At 48.1% G+C, this 19,897-nt stretch carries 22 protein-coding genes; 21 read left to right on the forward strand and 1 reads right to left on the reverse strand.

The genetic code is table 11. The features are described 5' to 3' along the window. The first annotated feature begins 269 nt into the window (after nucleotides 1-269). From HOLDEFILI_RS04620 to HOLDEFILI_RS04680, 13 genes are all read left to right on the forward strand, one after another. On the forward strand, nucleotides 270-1,289 hold the full coding sequence (locus HOLDEFILI_RS04620) for a hypothetical protein (RefSeq protein ID WP_244264304.1): 1,020 nt from the start codon (nucleotides 270-272) through the stop codon (nucleotides 1,287-1,289). 37 nt (nucleotides 1,290-1,326) lie between these two features. After that, complete coding sequence (locus tag HOLDEFILI_RS04625; RefSeq protein ID WP_006058313.1) at nucleotides 1,327-1,911, forward strand: hypothetical protein; 585 nt, start codon at nucleotides 1,327-1,329, stop codon at nucleotides 1,909-1,911. Nucleotides 1,912-2,135: 224 nt separating this feature from the next. After that, on the forward strand, nucleotides 2,136-3,356 hold the full coding sequence (locus HOLDEFILI_RS04630; protein ID WP_039863896.1) for a peptidoglycan bridge formation glycyltransferase FemA/FemB family protein: 1,221 nt from the start codon (nucleotides 2,136-2,138) through the stop codon (nucleotides 3,354-3,356). Next, nucleotides 3,350-4,603 (forward strand): lipid II:glycine glycyltransferase FemX, encoded by a 1,254-nt coding sequence (locus tag HOLDEFILI_RS04635; protein ID WP_006058316.1) that lies wholly within the window; start codon nucleotides 3,350-3,352, stop codon nucleotides 4,601-4,603. Before HOLDEFILI_RS04630 ends, HOLDEFILI_RS04635 begins: the two co-directional genes overlap by 7 nt. Nucleotides 4,604-4,978: 375 nt before the next feature. Continuing rightward, nucleotides 4,979-5,176, forward strand: coding sequence for a hypothetical protein (locus HOLDEFILI_RS04640; protein ID WP_006058317.1), 198 nt, complete (start codon nucleotides 4,979-4,981; stop codon nucleotides 5,174-5,176). A gap of 108 nt (nucleotides 5,177-5,284) precedes the next feature. Further along, on the forward strand, nucleotides 5,285-5,671 hold the full coding sequence (locus tag HOLDEFILI_RS04645; protein WP_006058318.1) for a GntR family transcriptional regulator: 387 nt from the start codon (nucleotides 5,285-5,287) through the stop codon (nucleotides 5,669-5,671). Next, nucleotides 5,652-6,365, forward strand: coding sequence for an ABC transporter ATP-binding protein (locus tag HOLDEFILI_RS04650; protein WP_006058319.1), 714 nt, complete (start codon nucleotides 5,652-5,654; stop codon nucleotides 6,363-6,365). The genes HOLDEFILI_RS04645 and HOLDEFILI_RS04650 overlap by 20 nt, the downstream gene beginning before the upstream one ends. Then, the gene (locus HOLDEFILI_RS04655) at nucleotides 6,359-7,159 is read left to right on the forward strand and encodes a hypothetical protein (protein ID WP_006058320.1); all 801 of its coding nucleotides are present in this window, start codon (nucleotides 6,359-6,361) and stop codon (nucleotides 7,157-7,159) included. Before HOLDEFILI_RS04650 ends, HOLDEFILI_RS04655 begins: the two co-directional genes overlap by 7 nt. Nucleotides 7,160-7,345: 186 nt before the next feature. Further along, nucleotides 7,346-7,540: a DUF378 domain-containing protein gene (locus HOLDEFILI_RS04660; RefSeq protein WP_006058322.1), complete on the forward strand. Its 195-nt coding sequence runs from the start codon at nucleotides 7,346-7,348 to the stop codon at nucleotides 7,538-7,540. A 67-nt stretch (nucleotides 7,541-7,607) separates the two neighbouring features. Beyond that, on the forward strand, nucleotides 7,608-8,405 hold the full coding sequence (locus HOLDEFILI_RS04665; RefSeq protein WP_039863898.1) for a hypothetical protein: 798 nt from the start codon (nucleotides 7,608-7,610) through the stop codon (nucleotides 8,403-8,405). Between the two features lie 432 nt (nucleotides 8,406-8,837). Continuing rightward, the gene (gene pth / locus HOLDEFILI_RS04670) at nucleotides 8,838-9,401 is read left to right on the forward strand and encodes an aminoacyl-tRNA hydrolase (protein WP_006058324.1); all 564 of its coding nucleotides are present in this window, start codon (nucleotides 8,838-8,840) and stop codon (nucleotides 9,399-9,401) included. After that, nucleotides 9,398-12,841 carry a transcription-repair coupling factor gene (gene mfd / locus HOLDEFILI_RS04675; RefSeq protein WP_006058325.1) on the forward strand — a complete coding sequence of 1,148 codons (3,444 nt, stop codon included), beginning with the start codon at nucleotides 9,398-9,400 and terminating at the stop codon, nucleotides 12,839-12,841. The genes pth and mfd overlap by 4 nt, the downstream gene beginning before the upstream one ends. A 52-nt stretch (nucleotides 12,842-12,893) precedes the next feature. Beyond that, entirely contained in the window at nucleotides 12,894-13,418 is a 525-nt protein-coding gene (locus HOLDEFILI_RS04680) for an AbrB/MazE/SpoVT family DNA-binding domain-containing protein (RefSeq protein WP_006058326.1), read from the forward strand. A gap of 286 nt (nucleotides 13,419-13,704) precedes the next feature. Here the strand turns inward: HOLDEFILI_RS04680 and HOLDEFILI_RS04685 are convergent, their stop codons facing one another. Beyond that, nucleotides 13,705-14,136 carry a cupin domain-containing protein gene (locus HOLDEFILI_RS04685; protein WP_006058327.1) on the reverse strand — a complete coding sequence of 144 codons (432 nt, stop codon included), beginning with the start codon at nucleotides 14,134-14,136 and terminating at the stop codon, nucleotides 13,705-13,707. A 145-nt stretch (nucleotides 14,137-14,281) separates the two neighbouring features. On the opposite strand from HOLDEFILI_RS04685, the gene HOLDEFILI_RS04690 reads away from it, so the two are divergent. The 8 genes from HOLDEFILI_RS04690 to HOLDEFILI_RS04725 all read left to right on the forward strand — a co-directional run bounded on the left by HOLDEFILI_RS04690 (nucleotide 14,282) and on the right by HOLDEFILI_RS04725 (nucleotide 19,761). Then, nucleotides 14,282-14,545 carry an RNA-binding S4 domain-containing protein gene (locus tag HOLDEFILI_RS04690; RefSeq protein WP_039863899.1) on the forward strand — a complete coding sequence of 88 codons (264 nt, stop codon included), beginning with the start codon at nucleotides 14,282-14,284 and terminating at the stop codon, nucleotides 14,543-14,545. A gap of 48 nt (nucleotides 14,546-14,593) precedes the next feature. After that, nucleotides 14,594-14,899, forward strand: a complete 306-nt coding sequence (yabP, locus tag HOLDEFILI_RS04695) for a sporulation protein YabP (protein WP_006058329.1) — start codon at nucleotides 14,594-14,596, stop codon at nucleotides 14,897-14,899. Next, entirely contained in the window at nucleotides 14,896-15,435 is a 540-nt protein-coding gene (gene yabQ, locus HOLDEFILI_RS04700) for a spore cortex biosynthesis protein YabQ (protein ID WP_006058330.1), read from the forward strand. The genes yabP and yabQ overlap by 4 nt, the downstream gene beginning before the upstream one ends. Before the next feature lie 156 nt (nucleotides 15,436-15,591). Continuing rightward, on the forward strand, nucleotides 15,592-15,930 hold the full coding sequence (locus tag HOLDEFILI_RS04705) for an FtsB family cell division protein (RefSeq protein ID WP_156788842.1): 339 nt from the start codon (nucleotides 15,592-15,594) through the stop codon (nucleotides 15,928-15,930). A 246-nt stretch (nucleotides 15,931-16,176) separates the two neighbouring features. Further along, nucleotides 16,177-16,875: a hypothetical protein gene (locus HOLDEFILI_RS04710; RefSeq protein ID WP_006058333.1), complete on the forward strand. Its 699-nt coding sequence runs from the start codon at nucleotides 16,177-16,179 to the stop codon at nucleotides 16,873-16,875. A gap of 319 nt (nucleotides 16,876-17,194) precedes the next feature. Continuing rightward, nucleotides 17,195-17,458, forward strand: coding sequence for a hypothetical protein (locus HOLDEFILI_RS04715; protein ID WP_039863902.1), 264 nt, complete (start codon nucleotides 17,195-17,197; stop codon nucleotides 17,456-17,458). Between the two features lie 142 nt (nucleotides 17,459-17,600). Then, entirely contained in the window at nucleotides 17,601-18,011 is a 411-nt protein-coding gene (locus tag HOLDEFILI_RS04720; protein ID WP_006058336.1) for a GNAT family N-acetyltransferase, read from the forward strand. 184 nt (nucleotides 18,012-18,195) lie between these two features. Next, nucleotides 18,196-19,761, forward strand: coding sequence for a flavocytochrome c (locus HOLDEFILI_RS04725; RefSeq protein WP_006058337.1), 1,566 nt, complete (start codon nucleotides 18,196-18,198; stop codon nucleotides 19,759-19,761). Nucleotides 19,762-19,897 lie beyond the last annotated feature (136 nt).

The raw sequence follows: 19,897 nt of genomic DNA on the forward strand, positions 1-19,897 counted from the left end.
CCGTGATCCTGTTAAGCGCGGGAGTTGGCTCCATGTTGGTTGCCTGCAGCGTACAGGCACAGCCGCAGGAGCCGGAGGAACGATTATTACAGATTAGCCGCAATGACGAGAATGCTGAGCTGATGTTACAAAGCGAAGACCCGGAAGTTCTGGAAACGATGCAGAAAGTGCTTGACCGGCAGCGAGAGCCAATCAGCGATCCCTATTATTATGATCTGAGAATTCATTATAACGGGAAAGATTATTTAGCCTGGACAAATCCAAAATGGATGTATTTCAATGATCAACAGGGAAATATCAGCTATACTGACGATCCTTACACCCTCTATGATTTCTATGCTTTGATCGGTTACGAACAGCCGGAAATCAAGACAGGAGAAATGAGTATAAATCCAGTCCAAGATCCGATCGCAAAGATTACGATCGCGGATATCAATTCCAAATTACAACCGGAGAAGGATGTAAACTGGCAATGGATTCAGCCGAATCAATATTCTTATTTTGATGTTTTTTCTGACCTTCAAGGTGAATATGTGGAGAGGGGTAAGAATACATGGATAAATCAGAATCCGGATTTTAAAAATGACTGGCTGTTTACCTTCGTTATTCATCCTGGAGATGAATATCCAAGTTATCCATTTCCGGAAGTGATCACGGTTTGCTTCTTAAAAGGAGATCTGGCTTTGATTAATGATTGGCTGGTTCAACTGGATCGAGATTATACAGAAGATATCCGAAAACTTTTAATCCATCTGAGCGAAACGGGATCACACTTTGAAAGCGTGGAAGAAGAAGCTGATCTGAAAAAAGAAATGCTTCGAAACAATTTTCCATGGACCACAGTGATTGAACCTGTAAAAGAAGAATCCGGCACTATTTATGATATTCCGCAGATGAACCTGCGAATAACGATCGATCAGGAAGTTCCGGCCGATGTGTTTATGATTTATGATCGACTTTCCCATAACGTTGGTTTCCAATATTATGAATGGCCAATTGAAGACTGGATGAGCTCAGATTACACACACGGTTCCTATGATGGTTTTTATGTCTTTGGTTTATTTGACGAACCTCCTGTCGACGGCGGATACTTTGGCGACGGGGCTTTGATCGCAACGGAGGTCATGCGATTCAGCGAGTCGGAAATCCTTTGCGTTACTTCAGATTTAAGTCTGGATTTGACAAGCAAAGGAACAGACTATTTAGAATCGGTTGGCTTCTGGCCGACAAAGGATGAGAAATCCATGCCGTTACTGGATCATCTGACCTTTGAAAAAATCCATGAATAAGCAGTGAGTAAATCTCTTTAGGAAAGGAAGACAAAGAATGAAAAAGATTATCATTGTATTAGCCTGCTTTTTATTAACGGGTTGTGCCCTGCAGGAAACAAAAGAACCGACAGAAAATCCGCCGGCGACAGCTCCGGCAGAAAGTACGCCGGAGGCCTCAGCAGAAGCAAGCCCAACACCTTCACCGGAAACAATTCAGTTGGCGGAAGGTGTAAATGCGGAAAAACAAGATGGAAAGTTAATCATCAGCGCGTTTAACGGAGATGTCACGTTGGAAATGATCGATCCATTGCCTTCGGAGCTGAATGCCAGCTTTCAAATGAGCGAGGATCAAACTACGCTGCAAATTGAACTGGAATTTCAGGCGGAAGGTTGTACCGCAAAGGATGGAACTTGCAGCAATCTCTTTGAATCCTATTCGATTTCCAGAGAACAAGGAGAAAATCCGATCGGGACGATCAACGGGTACACCGTCTCAGAAAACATCATATTGGATTCCATGCTGACGGAGGAAAATTTAAAACGGTACCGGGAATTACAGGGGTATCCGGATGGTGAATGGAGTGAAAATATTCAGCCTGTCCGCTATCTTCTGTGGACCTTTGATAACGAGGAACAATGAACAATTGAAGCGATGCAAAAAAGAATGGGCGACTGTTCTTTTTTGAAACTCAAAATGCTGAGAAAAACGGATGAATTCCCAAAAAAGCAAGAAAATGATCTAATCAATTTGACAAAACAAAACTACAAATGTAGACTTAATATAGAACTACATTTGTAGACTCTCTGCGTATTCGATCATTTTAGAAACAGATCGAGGCTCAGGGATAGAAAGAGAGAATGACTATGATCGCAGACGAATATGTTTTTGACGAACATCCCAAACCCCAGGAAATCGAAGACTTTCTGGAAAGCCATCCGCAGAACAATTTACTTCAACATGCCCGCTGGAGCCAGGTCAAGGAAAACTGGTCGATGAAACAAGTCGTTGTCCGCCGGGGCGGAACGATCCGGGCGTATGCGATGATTTTGATCCGTCCGCTGCCGCTGGGATTAAGTCTGTTTTATATTCCCCGCGGACCGATCGCCAACTATCAGGATGAGCCGTTAATTCGTTTTCTCTTTGCAAAGCTGAAAAAACTAGCGCGCCGTTCTCATGCGGTCACCCTCCGCTTTGATCCGAATTTGATCGATCGCGCTTATCCCTATGCGCAACGCAATCAAAACCATGACGAACATCATCAGGCCGCGGTAGTTCAGCTGCTGACAGGACTGAAATGCCGTCATAAAGGCTATACTTTGTACCTGCGTGAAGCGACGCAGCCGCGCTTTCAAGCAGTTATGCTGCGGGAACAAATGGATTGGGCAGCATTAAACGCGAAGACCCGGCGAAGTATCCGGCACGCTGAAAAATGCGGGGTGACGATTCATGAAGGAGAAACTGAACTGGACCCTTTCGTTGAGGTCATGAAACAAACAGAACAACGAAAAAAGATCCATCTGCGCAATGCGGAATACTTTAAACGCTTAATGACGTTGTACGGCGAACGCGCTGTACTGATGACTGCCCGGCTGGATCTGAATCAGCGGCGGAATCAGATTGAGGATCAGATATCCGAGTTAGAAAGAAAACCTGAAGAACTTAATAAAGTAGAAAAAGAACAGATCATCAATTTGAACCGGGAACAGGAATTTCTGGAGAAAAAATTAAGCCAGGGTCTTTCTGTTGTCACACTGTGCGGATTATTGGCTTTGATTCAAGATGATCAGATGGAAGTCTTGTATGCGGGTACAAACAGTGAATTTCTGACTTACCGCGCACCCTATTCCGTACATTGGAAGTTGTTTGAAAAAGCCCGGAAGATGGGGATTCAGCGCTGCAATCTGGGGGGCGTAGAAGGTACGCTGGACGATGGACTCAGCATTTTTAAAGGTAATTTTCCAATTCAGATCGAGGAGATGATCGGCGAATTTGATCTGCCGGTCATGCCGGTTCTCGCATGGATGCTGGACCGGGGAATCGCCTTGATCAAAACGGTTCGGCGCTGGAAGGCAAAAACATGCTGAGACTGATTGAACACGAACAGCCCCAGCTCTTTGACGCCTACGCGGCCAACGGTAAAATTCCGCATTATTCCAAAACCCATTTTTACGGCGAGCTTTGCCGCCGAAAGGGAATCGAGATTCAGCTGGTTTCCGCCCACAACGAAGCTGATGAAATTGCAGCGACGGCTTTGATCCAATGGGAAAAAAGCGGCGGAGAGGAGTATGGTTATCTCTGTTATGGATTCAATCTGGATTATACGAACACAGAAACCTTGCAAATCTTTGCCACTGCTTTAACGGAATTGGCAAAGCGGCGCGGTGCAGCGTATTTGCGGATGGAGCTGAATATTCCGCGGATCGAGCATGAAAAAGATGGCCGGATTAAACCGGGGGGATTTAACAACGAATTTGTGACGGCGCAGATGGAAGCCTGCGGTTATCATCATCTGGGCTATACCTATGGTTACAGCGGCAACCGGATGTCGCGGTTTACCTATTGTCTGAATCTCGATCAGCCGCTGGAAACGATTCGGAAGCAGATAAAACACTACGCTGCCTATCAGAAGAAAAATATTCAGCGCGCGGTTTCAGTAAAATTGAGCGATGCACGGGATCTGTCAATCTTAGTCGAAGCGGAACGCGAACTGGCGCATAAACTGCATTTTCTGCCCAAAAAGGAAAAGGATTTCCGGCAGCTGATGGAATGTTTCCCTGATCAGGCCCGTTTGTATGTCGTCAGCGCGAATGTCGATCAGGCTTTAAGTCATCTGAAAATTCTGCGCGAACAGCTTATTTGTCAGCAGGGAAAGTTGATCAACGCTCAACGCCTCGCTGAAAATCAGAAACAGATTGTGGCGCTGGATCAGGAGATCGCGGAGCTGATGCGGGATTATCAGGGACTGGGGGAAATCAAACTGGGCGCGAAACTCATCATCCAACAAGGCGAACATGTCTATAACGTCAATATGTATACAAAGAAAATCCTGCCGAACTTCCGCGCCGCGTTTGCGCTGCACAGCGCGGTGATTGAGGATTGCTGGAAAAGGGGAGCGAAGACCTATGATTTTGAAGGTGTATCCGGCGCACTGAATCCAGAGGATCCGTACTACGGTATTCACGATTTCAAGAAAAGCTTCGGCGGAGAATTCATTGAGTTTCTCGGTGAGTTCGACTATATCCAAGATCCGCAGGCGTATCAGAGAATTTTAAAGCGCCAGCGCCGGCGCAGAAAACTGCGGCGGGGTCTGGCCCGCGTGCTTTATCGTTGAGATGAAAGTTTGAGTTGACTTCCAAGGACGAGAAGCGGGAGAGATAAACTGTTTTAAATAAACAACTTTCTGGCAAAACACAAAAAGCAATCATAAAGGAACATAAAATCCACCTTCCTGGCAGGCCTGCGGACAAAAAAAGGGAGATGGATTTTTTATGAATCGCTTAAAAATGGAAAATAATCATCTTGTCAGAACTAAAATCAAGTGTATTAGAAATTCCGTGCAATGACGATTTTTGACAAAAAAAGTAGACATTTTGCTTCATCCTAAATTGTAAGGAAAGCCCTTTAAATAAAGGCTTATTCCAAGTCTTAATCCATTATAAAACAGCTGTCACAAAAAGACTACATTATGTGACAGGAGGAAAAAAGCATGGATGAAGGCCGCAGAAAAGAACTGGAGAAATTATTTATTATGGATCCGGATGATGCATGGCGTACCCGGTTGTCGCCAGAGGAAGCTCTGTTGATCGCTCTGTGGGATCGTCAGTTTGCGGAAGCCCTGCTTCGCCTGCAGCAGGGAGAAAATCGGAAAGCTTCCCGACGCGCAAACACAAAAGAATGCGAATGAGATTTTCACACGAAAAAACAAGGCGTAGACTTTGTTTTTTTTTTGGTGTTGACAGAAGTGTCAGATAGTGTTATTGTATTAGTGTACTAATACAGAGAGGAGAAACCTATGGCAATCGATTTTGATTCTAACCTTCCGATTTATATTCAGGTTATGGACTATATCAAAAAAGAGATCGTATCCGGACGGTTAAAACCTGGCGATCGGGTCGATTCCGTTCGCGATCTGGCTCTGCACTTCGGCGTCAATCCGAATACCGTACAGCGATCGTTATCCGAGCTGGAACGTGAGGGCTTATTAAAAAGTGAACGCACGGCGGGACGGTTTATCAGTGAAAATGAGGAACTGATCGGATTGGTCCGCGAACAGATGGCGACTTCATGCATCAGCCGCTATGTAAAAGAGATGGAAAATCTGGGGTATGAGGGAGAAGAAATTCTTGCTCAAACAGCCTATTATGTAAAGGAGAGGGACAATGACAACGGAGAACACTAAACCTTTGATTCAGATTCGGGGCCTGACGAAATCCTACAGTCAGACGACGGCGTTGAAAAATGTAGATCTGGATTTGGTTCCAGGACAGATCATCGGTCTGTTGGGGCCGAACGGCAGCGGGAAGACGACGCTGATCAAGATCATGAACGGCCTGCTTCGGGATTACAGCGGGGAGATTCTGATCGATGGTCATCGGCCTGACGCGTATACCAAAAGTATTATTTCTTATCTGCCGGATGAAAGCTACTTCAGCGATTGGATGAAGGCCAGCGACGCTCTGAAAATGTTTGAGGATATGTATGCAGACTTCGACGGTGCGAAAGCCCGTTTGTTGATGAAGCGACTGGATCTGAACGCGAATATGCGGATTAAGTCGATGTCCAAGGGCATGAAAGAGAAATTCCAGCTGTGCCTGGTCATGAGCCGCAAAGCCCGGATTTATGTGCTGGACGAACCGATCGGCGGTGTCGATCCGGCAGCGCGTGAATTGATTCTGGATATTATTCTGAACAACTACGCTGAAGATGCGATTGTGCTGATTTCGACCCACCTGATCAGCGACATTGAAAAAATCTTCGACGATGTAATCTTCTTGAAATACGGCGAACTGGCCATGCATGAGAATGCGGAACAGCTCCGGGCGGAAACAGGAAAATCGGTAGACGAAGTCTTCCGGGAGGTCTTCAAATGCTAAAACTTTTAAAATATGAATTGATTCATGAATGGCGCAGCTACGGGATTATTTATCTGGTTTTTATCGCTGCCTGCGCTCTGTCGCCAATCTTATTTAAAGATCAGATTTTGATGAATCAGGCCATGGTCCATACGTCATCGACGATGAATATGCTGGGTGTGATTTCAATCCTGATCATTACCATTATGACGATGGCGATTATCATCAGCACGGCGATCAACATTGCGCTGAATTACCGGAATTCGATGTTCAAGCGTCCAGGATATCTGACTTTGACGCTGCCGGTTACGACGCATCAGCTGATTCTAAGTAAAGTGCTGGCCGATATTCTGTGGATTCTGATTGCCGGTTTCGTGTTGATGCTCGGCTATACTTTGATGGTTCTGGTCGCCGGGATTCTAGTGGGTATGAATCTGCCAAGCTGGTCGGACTGGATGCAGTTGTTCTCGCAGCTGCATATCGATCTGTCGGATTTAGTGAGAGTGTTCCTGTCGTTGGCGTTGATTTTCTCAGGTATGGCTGAAATAATCCTGTATGTCTACATGGTCATCACGCTGCCGCAGACAAAATTCACGCCGCGGCATAAGACCGCAATCTCTGTGACTTTGTTCTTCGCCATTTCCATTGCGATGGGAATGATCCGCGACAGCTTCTCCGGACCGATGAATCGGCTGTTTCATGGATTGTCGGCAAACGGAATCATCGCTGTCGAGATCTTGATTACCCTGGCTGTCTGCGCGTTGTTCTATGGCGTCATCTACTTTATACTGGAAAAGAAATTAGAAGTGGAATAAACAGAAAGCGATTCTCATGGTTCAATCATGGGAATCTTTTTTTGCGATCAATTCTGATGGTTACCCGCAAACTCTTTTTCTTAAAAAGGAATCGGGCAGGACGATTCGAAATCTGTTTCTCAGATTGGAATTCCGCTTATAAAAATCAGAATTCCGGTCATACTAACGACCAGGAGGATCGATGTTATGAAAATGATCAATGGAATTGCTTTGCTTCTGGTCATCGTCGGCGCCGTCAACTGGGGTTTGGTCGGAGCGTTTGAATTCAACCTGGTTTCCTTCCTGTTTGGTCCAGGTACTCTGTTTTCCCGGATTATTTACAGTCTGGTGGGGATCAGTGGTCTGATTGCGCTGACCTTCTTCGGAAGGCTCGGCGACTAACGGAAACCGGCAAAGCTTTTTTTCCTGAGCTAAATCAGGTATAATGTCACCGAGAGGTGACTTTTTTATGAGTCTGTTAATTACGATTGTCTGCTTTGCAATTTCAGCGGGTATGTTGATTTCCCTGCTGACCTTGCTGAAGCGTTCTAAAAAAATGAAAAAACTGATTGCCTGCGTCGATCAAATTGGTGATGAAGCACGTTTCTTTCCCGCGATCGATCAGTTCATTGATTCCATCCAGGATCCGGAATTTGCGGCGAAGGGTGAAATTCTGAAATTGTGGGGACTGATCAAATATCAAAAGGAGCTGCCTGAAATTGAAGCGTGTCTGCAGCGGATGGATTTAAGTAAAATTATTATTGATCCGAAGCACCGCCGTCGGAATAAGATTGGATTAAACGAAGATAGTTTTTATTATCTTTGTTTTGCGTGCAGCTTTAAGGCGTACAGTCAGAACAACACGGAGTTATTAAACCGCCTGCATGAAAAGGTCTTGGAAAAGGAAGATTATTTCCAGGATCAGCTGTTTTATCAGTTATATACGGCCAGTTGGAACTGGTATACGAAGCAGGGCGACCGCGGGGAAGCGGTATTCCTGGATCTGGCGCAGGGCCTGATCAGGAAAATGAAATGTTCCCGGCAGATGCTGGATATTTACCGGAATATCGCCGCGGCTTTCTTAGCGGGGATCGCACAGGAGCGCAATGATGCGGAATTAGCGCAGCGGGTTGAAAAACCGGTGTCCAGCTGGGCGGCAACCGAAATGGGCGGCAACATTCTAAGGGATCTGGGGATCCACGAAGTGAGTCAGCTGCAGAGCTGGTCGAAACCGGAGGATGCAGAGGAAGAAAAGCCGGAAGAATAACGAAACAGAATTTTTTGAATTCGACGAAGCTGAGATTAATAACTCAACTGATAAAAATATTGTGAAATAAACGATTCTTTGTGTATAATAGAGACAGCAGAAGGAAACTCTGTCTGCGAAAAAGTTGGAAGTCCCTCGCCTCAACGGGAGTTGAAAAAGTTGGAAGTCCCTTGCCTCAACGGGAGTTGAAAAAGTCTGGCAATCTCAAAAGAGGTTGCCCTTTTCATTAGAAAAACCAGAAAAGACGAAAAATCAAGTCTGCGGATAGGACAACCGGGAAGAATTCTGATATAATGATCGCGCACGAAAAGGCCGGGATGAATTGAAATCCGGTCATTTTATGTCTTGTTGGCACAGGCGTTACTGAAATAGCGCACCCGTTCAACAAGCGGTTAAACTACGTTTATACAAAAAAGACAGGAGGAACGACTTATGAAGTTAATCGTCGGCTTAGGCAATCCCGGCCGAGAATACGAACATACCCGTCACAACGCCGGTTTCGATGTGCTGGACCGGCTGGCCGATCTGTTAAACACCGGCATCAGCCAGTCCAAGTTCAATGCGCTGATCACAACGGTGCGCACTGGTCAGGAAACGATCCTTTTGATGAAACCCCAGACCTACATGAACAATTCCGGGGAAGCGGTCATTCAGGCCGTCCAGTTCTATAAAATCCCGGTCGATCAGATTTTGGTGATCCACGACGACCTCGATCTGCCAGTCGGTAAAATCCGCATCCGCACTTCCGGAAGTGCTGGGGGGCAGAAGGGAATGAAGAACATTATCGATCATCTGCATACTCAGGATATCGCCCGGATCCGTGTCGGGATCGACAAAAACCCGCTCATTCCGATCGTCGATTATGTGCTGGGCAAAGTCCCGGCTGATCAGCGCGAGGATTACCAGGCAGCGATTAACCACGCGGCGGAAGCGGCCAAAGCCAGTATGACGATGCCGATCAGCGACGTCATGAACCGCTTCAACCGCAGCCGATGAATTTCCTGTTAAGCCGGCTGGCAAACAATCCAGCCGTTCAGGCCTGTACGGCGCAGCAACCCTTCCTTTCCGCGTCTTCTCTGACGGAAGAGGCGCTGATTCTGGCTGCCAGCTACGCGCAAAATCCGCGGCCGATGCTGATCGTCAAGAATAACTTATATACCGCACAGCGTCTGGCGGAGAAGCTGAAATCTCTTCTCTCTCCGCAGGTCTGCGCGCTTTTCAGCGTGGAAGAATCGCTGCGGGTGGAAGCCATCGCCGCTTCGCCGGAAGCCATGGCCGAGAAAGTTGAAACACTGAACCGGCTGCTGAACGAAGATCAACTGATCTGCGTCACCCACGCGTCGGCGTTGGTTCGCTATCTGCCCTCGCCGGCTCAGTTTAAGCTCTGTACGATTGTTTTAAAGACCGGCATGGACGTGTCGATGAACGAGCTGAAACGCACGCTGATTGCGGCTGGTTATCAACAGACCGCCCGCGTCGACCAGCCGCTGTGCTTTGCCAGCCGCGGCGGGATTATCGACATCTACTCCATTAACAGTGAAACGCCGGTGCGGATCGAATTTTTCGATACCGAGATCGACAGTATCCGCACCTTCGATATCGCCACCCAGCGCACCCTTGAAGTCAAAGCCGAAACCGAAATTGTTCCGGCATCCGACCTGCTTCTGGATGACGATCAGATAACCTTAATTCAGGAACGTGTCCGCCGCCATCTCGAGTCGCTCAAAAGTCGTTATACTCATGGCGAATACGAACAGATCGAGGGCATCATCGACCTTGATATGGAAACGATGCGCGCTCATCTGCGGGAAAGCCGCCTGTATCCTTATCTGAGCTATCTCGACGACAACAGCTCGCTGATCGACTATTGTCCTAAGGCTCAGGTTTTCCTGTCCCATCCCGATCAGATTAAAACCCATCTTCATCAACTGAGCGAGGAAACGACAGCCTATATTCAGGAAATGACGCAGGAGCTGAAAATGCTGCCGCGCTTCACCGTCCAGCATGAATTAAACACCGTGCTCGCCGGCCGCAAGATTACGGAAATCGACAGCTTTGATTCGCTGCGCAAGGTTCCGCACGCAATGATCCGCGAGGTTGCGCTGCCCAATGAAACGCTGGCGATGAAGCTGGAAATCGCCCTGAAGGAAGGCCGCGGCCGTCAGCTGTATTTCTTCTTGCAGGAACACGAGCTGAAAGAAGTCGTGCCGATCCTCAAAGGCAAGGAAATTCCCTTCCTGATTGATGATTTTAAGCCGCGCGATGAAGGTCTGGTGCTGATCCATCAGGCGCTGGATGAAGGGTTTGAGGCGCTTAAGGAAAACTTTGTCGTCTACACTTCCCACGAACTATTTAAGAAAAAGACCAAGCTGGGCCGCTACGCCTCCAAGTTTAAGGAAGCTGAAGCGCTGAACAGCTATCAGGAGCTGCAGCCGGGTGATTTTATCGTTCATTCCCAACACGGCGTCGGGCAATACCTTGGAATCGTGACCCGCGAGTTCAACGGCGTGCATAAAGATTTCCTGCGCGTTGTCTACAAGGGCAACGACGAGCTGTTAGTTCCGCTGGAACAATTCCGTCTGGTGCGTAAATTCGTCTCCCGTGAAGGCGTGGTGCCGAAGCTGAATAAGCTGGGCAGCCATGATTGGGAAAAGACCAAGCAGCGTTTAAAAGACAATGTCAACGAGATTGCCGACCGCCTGGTCAAGCTGTATTCCCAGCGCGAAGAAAATATCGGCTACGCCTATGGGCCGGATACTCCGCTCCAGCAGGAATTCGAAGACGATTTTGATTACGACCTGACGCCCGATCAGGCGCTGGCCGTGCAGGAAATCAAAAAAGACATGATGCAGCCCAAACCGATGGATCGCCTGTTGTGCGGCGACGTTGGCTTTGGCAAGACCGAGGTCGCGCTGCGGGCCGCGTTCAAGGCGATCACTGAGGGCAAGCAGGTCGCATTTTTGTGTCCGACTACGATCCTTTCTCTGCAGCACACCGCCACGGCCATGAAGCGCTTTGAAAACTTCCCGATCCGCATCGAAGTCCTCAACCGGTTTGTTGTGGAGTCCAAACAGAAGGAAATTCTGCGTGAACTCAAGGAAGGGAAGGTCGATATGATCATCGGCACACACCGGATTCTGTCCAAAGACGTGCAGTTTCATGACCTCGGGCTGTTGGTCATCGACGAAGAACAACGCTTCGGGGTTGAACACAAGGAAAAGATTAAGGAAATGAAAGAATCCATCGACGTGCTTTCACTTTCCGCCACGCCGATTCCGCGTACCTTGCAGATGTCGCTGATCGGCATCCGCTCCTTGTCCCAGCTGGAAACACCGCCGAGCAACCGGATGCCTGTGCAGACCTATGTCATTGAGAAAAACCGGTCGTTAGTCAAGGAAGTCATCGAGCGCGAGCTGGCTCGGCAGGGACAGGTGTTCTACCTGTTCAACAACATTCAGGAAATCTACAATGTCGCCCGCCAGATCAAGCAGGATGTGCCGGAAGCGGAAATCGCCGTCGCCCATGGCAAAATGAGCCGCGATGAAATTGAGGAAGTCATGATGCAGTTCACGGATAACGAAGTGAACGTGTTGATCTGCACGACGATCATCGAAACGGGCATCGACATTCCCAACGCCAACACGATTCTGATTGAAAACGCCGATACCTTCGGTCTGGCGCAGCTCTATCAGATCAAAGGCCGGGTTGGCCGCAGCGACCGTATCGCTTATGCCTACCTGATGGTGCGTCCGCGCAAGCAGGTGAACGAGATCGCGCAGAAGCGCTTGCAGGCGATCAAGGAATTTACGGAGCTGGGCAGCGGCTATAAGATCGCGATGCGGGATTTGACGATCCGCGGGGCCGGCGATTTGTTAGGTCCGAGTCAGTCCGGTTTCATTGACACCGTGGGCATCGATATGTATATTGAAATGCTGCAGGAAGCCATCGCCGAGAAGAAAGGCGAAGTCAAGCCGGAGGTCAAGGAACCTGTCCGCGCGCAGGTTCAGGTCGACGGCTACATTCCGAAGCAGTTCGCGCCGTTGGATTTTGAGAAAATCTCGCTCTATCAGCGGATTGACGCGACGGCGGATGAAGCGCAGCTCATGGCGCTGAAAGAAGAAACGCAGGATTATTTTGGGAAAATGCCGAAATCCGTCGGCCTGTTGTTTGAGAAGAAACGACTCGATATCCTGTTGAACGAACCGCGGATCGATTCTTTCCGCGACGTTAAAAATCAGATGGAAATTGTCTTCTCCAAAGCCTTTTCCGATCATATCGACGGCGTGAAATTATTTGAAACCTTCACCACGATTTCCAAGGATATTCAGCTCCGGTATGTGCAGGGCAAGATTATTGTCCGGCTTCCGAAAAAAGGAAATGAACTGGCGCTGGCGATCGAAGTGTTGGATCAAAGTAAGAAACTGGAAGTTTCATAGAATAATCCGGGGCCGGCTGTCCCATACTATTTGTACGTAAAGGAGAGTCGGCATGAAAGCAACAGGTATAGTTAGAAGACTGGATGACTTAGGGCGTTTGGTCATCCCAAAGGAAATCCGTAAAATATATAAGCTCAAGGAAGGGGATTCGATTGAATTCTTCGTTAACGAGGATTCTGAAATCGTATTGAAGAAATTCTCCGTCCTGAGCGATGAAACGGAGTCGATCACGCGGATGTGTCAGACGCTGCAGGAAGTCACGGAACATCCGGTATTGTTTGTGGAGGACGATCAGATTTTATGCGTCGGTCAGGCGAAGCTCGACGAATGGCGCAGCCAATCATTGTCCGTGGAATTTCAGGAGTGCGTGAAGGCGTATCATGTCCGCCCGTTCGATCAGGTGCGCTTATTCGCCGCCAAGCCGGAAACCTTTAAGGGAACGATCTTCCCGGTTGCGGTGTACGGCGACTGGCTGGGAGCCTTCGTCGTGTTGGAGGAGGATACTCCGCTGCAGCCGCAGCATCTGGATATCGCGCAGGCGTTCAGCCGGCTGTTGATCCGCAATCACGAACATTAATTGTGTTTTTCCGGATAAGCAAACAGGGAATGACTGCTGAACAAAGCTGGAAAATCTTTATTTTAACCAAGCTGTGTCACAAGCGAAAAGCACGGCCGCTGAGCAGGTAAGCAATAAAAAAACAGGCGTTTGACGCTGTCTTCGGAGTGACGAAGCGCAGAGGACGTCTGTTTTTTTGTGGATAAAAAACATAATGTTCTGTAATTTATACAAATTTTATCCGTGACGATGAACGTGTTCCGGATTTATTAATGATTCGACAGGTGTTCCGGTTATTCAGAACAGGTCAGCGGGTGAAAAACGTTTTGCCGTCAAAGGTTTCATGACGCAGCTTTTCGTCCAGCTCCGGCGCCGCTTCCCAATCCGCATCCGCACTGCCATATTTTACTGTGTGCAGCACTGAGCCTTCGGAAAGATAGACATTATGCGGCAGACCCGGCGGAAGCATAAAGCTGTCGTTGGGGCCTAAGCGGCGGAAGGTTAATTGTTCCGACTGCCGTAAGGCAAGCACAATCCACCCTTGTTCGACAATGTAAAATTCCCGTTTCCGGAGATGAACGTGACTGGACTGCCATCCGCTTTGTTCCGCGCTCAGCGTCAGAATATAGCTGCTTCCGGTATCCCGGGTCAGGCGAAACCGCAGCTCGCCATTATCCATTTGATGATGAACCGGCTGGATGCCAAATTCCAGCGCTTGCTTGTCAGTCAGTTTCAACATTGTTTTTCCTTCTTTCTTTCCGAACAGTATAAACCGGAAATAAGACGTTGAACAGAGGCAGGGAGAAATTATGATCGGCTCTGAAAGCAGCCCGGGATTAAAATACGAACTAAACTATGGTATGATAGGAAACAGAGGTGATGAAATGCGATTGGATAAATATTTAAAGGTGGCCCGGATCTTAAAACGCCGTACGGTTTCAAAGGACCTGGCGGATCATCAGCGCGTGCTGATCAACGGGAAAGTGGCCAAGCCAGCCAGTGAAGTCCAGGTCGGCGATCTGATCACCGTGATTTTCGGTCAGCGTCAGCTGACGGTGCGCGTGACGGAAACCGCTCAGTACACCCGCAAGGAAGACGCAGCTTCGATGTACGAAGTCGTGGAGGAAAAGCGCGTTGAGCTGGAATAATCGAAACCTTCTGTTCATACGTTGATAAGGAACAGGAGGTTTTTCTTTATGAGTGAAAGTCTGTTATCCAATCCTTTGAAATTTGAAACGAATCCGTATCATAACGTAGTGATGAAAGACCGCAAAAGTCTGGATCTGACAGGCGTTAAGCAGATCGACAGCTTTGACAGCAACGAATTTCTTTTGGAAACCAGCCAGGGCTGGATGCTGGTGCAGGGCAAGGATCTGACGCTGGGCAAGCTGGACACAGAGCGCGGGGAGGTCAGCATCCATGGCCTGATCGACCGCCTGGAATATATCGTAAATAAAAAAGGGCCGGGCAAGGAATCCTTTTTAGGTAAGCTGCTGAAATGATTTTGCTTCCCCAGCAGTTTCAGGCGCTGGTCTATCATTTTTTCAGCGGCTGGGTATTCGCCCTGACCTGGAGCGGCATGAACCGGCTGACGTGGCATTACCGCCGCCATTTTGTGCGCTGGGTGATCGAAACGCTTTACTTTTTTATCTTTGTCACGCTGATGTATGCCGGTCTGCTTCCGATTACCGGCGGACAGACGCAAATGTATCTGCTCGCCATCTTTGTGCTGGGCGCCGCGGTTTATCTTAAATTTTACGCCATGACATTTTCTCCCTTGTTTGAAGGGATTGTGCGCAGCATCGTAAAGCAGCTGACCGGATTTAAGAAACAAAAAGCGAAAAGTCAGGCAGCTTTTAAGCATCATCAGGAAATCCGGCATAAGAAAAGAGACAAAAAGCGGCAGAACAGAAAGGTGAAACGTCAGAAAAAACAGAACGAAAAGCAGTTGAAGCGGCAAAAGAAAAAGGAAAAACATCAGGCTAAGCAAAACCGGAAACATCCCGGCCGCGTGATGCCGAAGGAAGAATCCGGCTAAAGTACGGGTTCTTTTTATGTTTTTTCATTTCAAGCGGCGGCCGCCGCGGTCAGTTCACCGGAGTTTCACTTGCGTTTAAATGATTTTTCAGTATAATAAAGATGCACCTAAATTTTTATCATTTTCGCAAGAAAACAGGCGAAGGAGGAATTGAACTTGACAGCTGAAAATAAAAATGAGCCGAAAACCGCCAAACCCAAGGGACGGAAAAAACGGAGCATGCTTGCAAAGTTCATCAGCCTGGTCGTAATCTGTTTTTCCTTGTTTATGCTTTACGGCGTAGTCAAGGAAATCTTAACGACGATGGAATTGAAGCAGCAGATCTCCCGGGTCGAGGAAGAACTGAAAACCCTCCAGGAAGAAAATAAATATCTGACACTGCAGCGGGATAAACTTGAAGATCCTGCTTACGTACAGAGCTATGCGCGGGGAAGCTTTATGCTTTCCAAGGAAGGCGAACAGATATTCTATCTGCCGTCCGACGACAAGAAATAGCCAGGGAATACGCAATCACAGCCGGGTCTTGAAGACCCGGTTTTTTTGTTTTCCGGCACTCGGATCCCGGTCCGCCTGAAAGAATGAGGTAGGATTACCTGAAAAACAAAGGAAAAATAAGCGATTTCCAGAGGATAAATCCTTATAAATCAACTATTTTTCATACAACGACACGTTACGCGGGATTTCGACAAACCCCAACCCCTATAATGACGCTGTCAAGGTAAAGAAAGTGAGTGAATAAGGATGAAGGGTCCGGGAATCAACGATTATTTAAGAATACTTCAACAGAAGAAGCAGGAGGCGCATGACCGAGGGGAGAAATGGATAGAAATTAGTTCCAAAGAACTGCATCAGGAGGTGTCGCCGGAACACGCGACCATGCCGACCTGCTGCCAGGCGATTTACAAGCTGTTATATCAGGGCGATGATATTCTGCAGCGGCCGAAGGGACAAACCGGTTTCGGTTCGCATTTGCGGGTTCGGTACTATGTCGACAATCTGACGGATCGGGAAGTCATGTTCCCACCGAAAAAGCGCGGCCGGCCTGCGAAGAGCGAGGAACAGAAGCGCCGCGACCGGATGATGAAAAGCAGCCGGAATACGGAAGACCTGCGCCGGATTTTAGCGGCCTGGTTAAATGAACGCGGATGGCAGACAACCGAATTTCCAAATAAAATTCAGGCGGAAAAAGATGGAATTACCTGGATTATTGAGGTTCAGGGAACGCATCGCGGCCGCCGCCAGCCGCTGCCGGCGAAGATCAATTCGATTCTCAAAGATATCAGCGAGGATACAGCCAGCTCTATTCGTTACAGCGTTGCGTTTAACGATTCTTCGGTGTACCGTAAGCAGTGGAGCGAAATTCCCAAGGTTGTGAAAAATAAGCTGAATGTCAGCGTTATTCTGGCAGATAAAAGCGGGAATATCCAGGAAGTTAAATAATTGTCAGTCCAAGGCAAAGAATCCCCCCTTAACGGAAAAACAAAGAAAGATCCCTCATTTGGAAGCGGATCTTTTTTGTATGTGAAAATGAAGCGTTTCAGCTTGCTTCTTTTGCAATCTTGGTGACTGCGCGAAGCTCGGTAATGGAGATCAAGATGAAAATTTATTCAAATTTCCAGGAATTGGCTTAAAAAGTAGACTTTACCTGACGATTGAAATATAATAAGAATTACTGGAAAAACCGTTTGTTTTTGACATAATCAGGCCCGGTGCAAAAGGTCTACTTTATTAGACACGCTTGGAAAGACAGGTGATAAAGGTGGAAGTTTTCGGGATTAACAGCGCGATCGAGCATATCTTGATCTTCTTAAAAAATGAAGTCCAGGCCGCGGAGCTGACGGATTTGAGGAAATCCGATTACCGGGAACCGCTGCTTGCCGTTCTAATAGAATGTCCGCTGGGCTTGTATCGTTTGGAAACCTGGCGTGAAGTTTTTCGCTGGCTGAACTGGACGCTGGAATTTTCAGATTATGATGAATTGAAAGCCGCGTTGGAAAATGCACGAATGAAGCAAAAAAGTTAAGAACTGCGGGAGCGGTTCTTTTGCTTTCCGATGAAAAGGAAGCTTTAAGCATAGACTAAAATGGAAGGCGTTCATTGCTTTGCGGCTGCGGATAGAGGTTGTTTCTCAGCGATGATCGGATAAAAGAAACGGAGGAAACGTCATGATAATTCAAACGCTGCGGGCGGGGCGGGAACAAGAAATCCTGCGTTTGTATGAGGTGGTCGGCTGGACGGCTTATTTGAGCCAGCCAGATCGGATAAAACCAGCTTTCGATCACTCGCTCTGTGTGCTGGAACTGTGCGATGACGACGATCGGCTGTTAGGCTTTGTCCGTGCGGTTGGCGATGGAGAAACGATCCTCTATATCCAGGATTTGATTGTCGATCCCTCCGTACAGAATCAAGGCTGGGGTACGCTGTTGCTGAAAACGATGGCGGATCGGTATCCGCAGGTCCGCCAGAAAATCCTGTTGAGCGATGACGTTGAGAAAACGCTGCGCTTTTATCGTCGGCTGGGCTGGCAGCCGGTAAGTGAGCTTCATTGTCAGGCATTGATCAAAATCATTCGTTAAAGCTTGGCCATGAAAATTAAGATTAATAACTCAATAATCAGTTATTAATTTCTTTTCGTTATGAATAAAAGCGAAGGAATAGCGGGTTTTAGTAAATTGTGTATAATTTGTGAAATTTTTCTTGATTATCTGTCTTAAATTGATATACTAAAAACGCAAAAGCATTTGCAAAGGAGAGAATGAAATGAAAAAATTAGTTGCTCTTACTCTTGCCAGCTTAATGCTTCTGGCGGGCTGTTCCAGCACGCCGAAGAACGATGGCAACGAGGCAACACCGACTCCGGAAGCGGCAGCGACTGAAGCTGACGTTATCGTCGTAGGCGCCGGCGGAGCGGGCATGACAGCGGCGATCGAAGCTGTAAACGCAGGCAAGTCAGTGATCGTGATTGAAAAGGCAGCGATGACCGGCGGCAACACCACGCGTTCTACCGGCGGCATGAACGCGGCGAATACACCGGAACAGGATCTGATTGAATTTGCGGAAGAAGCGGGCGTCGAAAAGATGCTGGCGAGCGCGAAGGAAAACTATCCGGATTTAGCGGAGCTGACAGCGACCGTGGAAAAGCAGTATGAAGAATTCAAAGCCAATCCGACAGGTTACTTTGATACGGAAGAACTGTTCATGCTAGACACACTGGTCGGCGGCAAGAACCTGAACGATCATGCTTTAGTTGAAGTTTTGGCGAACGAAGCGAAGAACGGCATCGAATGGTTAAAGACAATCGACGCAAACCTGTCGCAGGTCGGCAGCTTCGGCGGCGCGAGCGTTAAGCGGATTCATAAGCCGGTCAACGATGAAGGCAAGACAGTTGCCGTGGGTTCTTACCTGGTTCCGAAGCTGACAAAAGCGGCGGAAGACAAAGGCGTTCAGTTTGTTATGGAAACGGCGGCAACCGAATTAGTCGTTACTGACGGCAAGGTTACCGGTGTTAAGGCTGGCGATACGACGTATACCGGCAAAGCAGTGATCTTAGCGACCGGCGGCTTTGCGGCGAATACGGAAATGGTTCTGAAATATAAGCCGGATTATAAAGGCTTTGTCTGCACGAATGCTCCAGGCATGACGGGCGACGGCATCGCGATGGCGACGGCCATCGGCGCGGATACGGTTGATATGGAACAGATCCAGATTCATCCGACAGTTTCTCAGGAAACCAGCGCGCTGATCACAGAAGGTCTGCGCGGCGATGGTGCGATTCTGGTCAACAGCGAAGGCAAGCGGTTCTTTGACGAAGTCGGCACGCGTGACGCGGTATCGGCAGCGGAAGTGGCGCAGCCGGGCGGATTTGCATGGCTGATCGTTGATAACAAGATGGTCGAAGCTTCCAGCGTTATTGCCGGCTACATCAAGCAGGGTCTGACAGTGGAAGGCGCTGACGTTGAAGCCTTAGCGGCGGCGATGGGTGTCGACGGTGCGGCTTTAGTAGAAACGATGGACAAGTGGAATGCTTGCGTCGAAGCCGGCAAGGATGAAGAATTCGGCCGGACCAGCTTTGCGAACAAGCTGGATGAAGGTCCTTACTACGCGATCAAAGTGGCTCCGGGCGTTCACCACACGATGGGTGGTCTGAAGATCAACACGAATACGGAAGTTCTGGATGCTTCCGGCAACGCGATTCCGGGTCTGTATGCGGCAGGCGAAGTCACTGGCGGCGTCCATGGCGCTAACCGCTTAGGCGGCAACGCAGTGGCGGATATCATCGTCTTCGGACGGATTGCCGGCCAGCAGGCAGCGGCTTACGCAAACTAAGCAAGAGTTAACAAGTGAGGTACAAGAACGGATGTTCAGTGATGAATGTCCGTTTTTTTTTGAATTTATCGTTAAAAATGGAAGTTTAAATTCTCTGTTTCATTTATTTTCTTTTTATGAATGCTATTTTTGAACT

The sequence above is a fragment of the Holdemania filiformis DSM 12042 genome (assembly GCF_000157995.1).
In the GTDB taxonomy this organism is placed as follows: Bacteria; Bacillota_I; Bacilli_A; order Erysipelotrichales; family Erysipelotrichaceae; genus Holdemania; species Holdemania filiformis.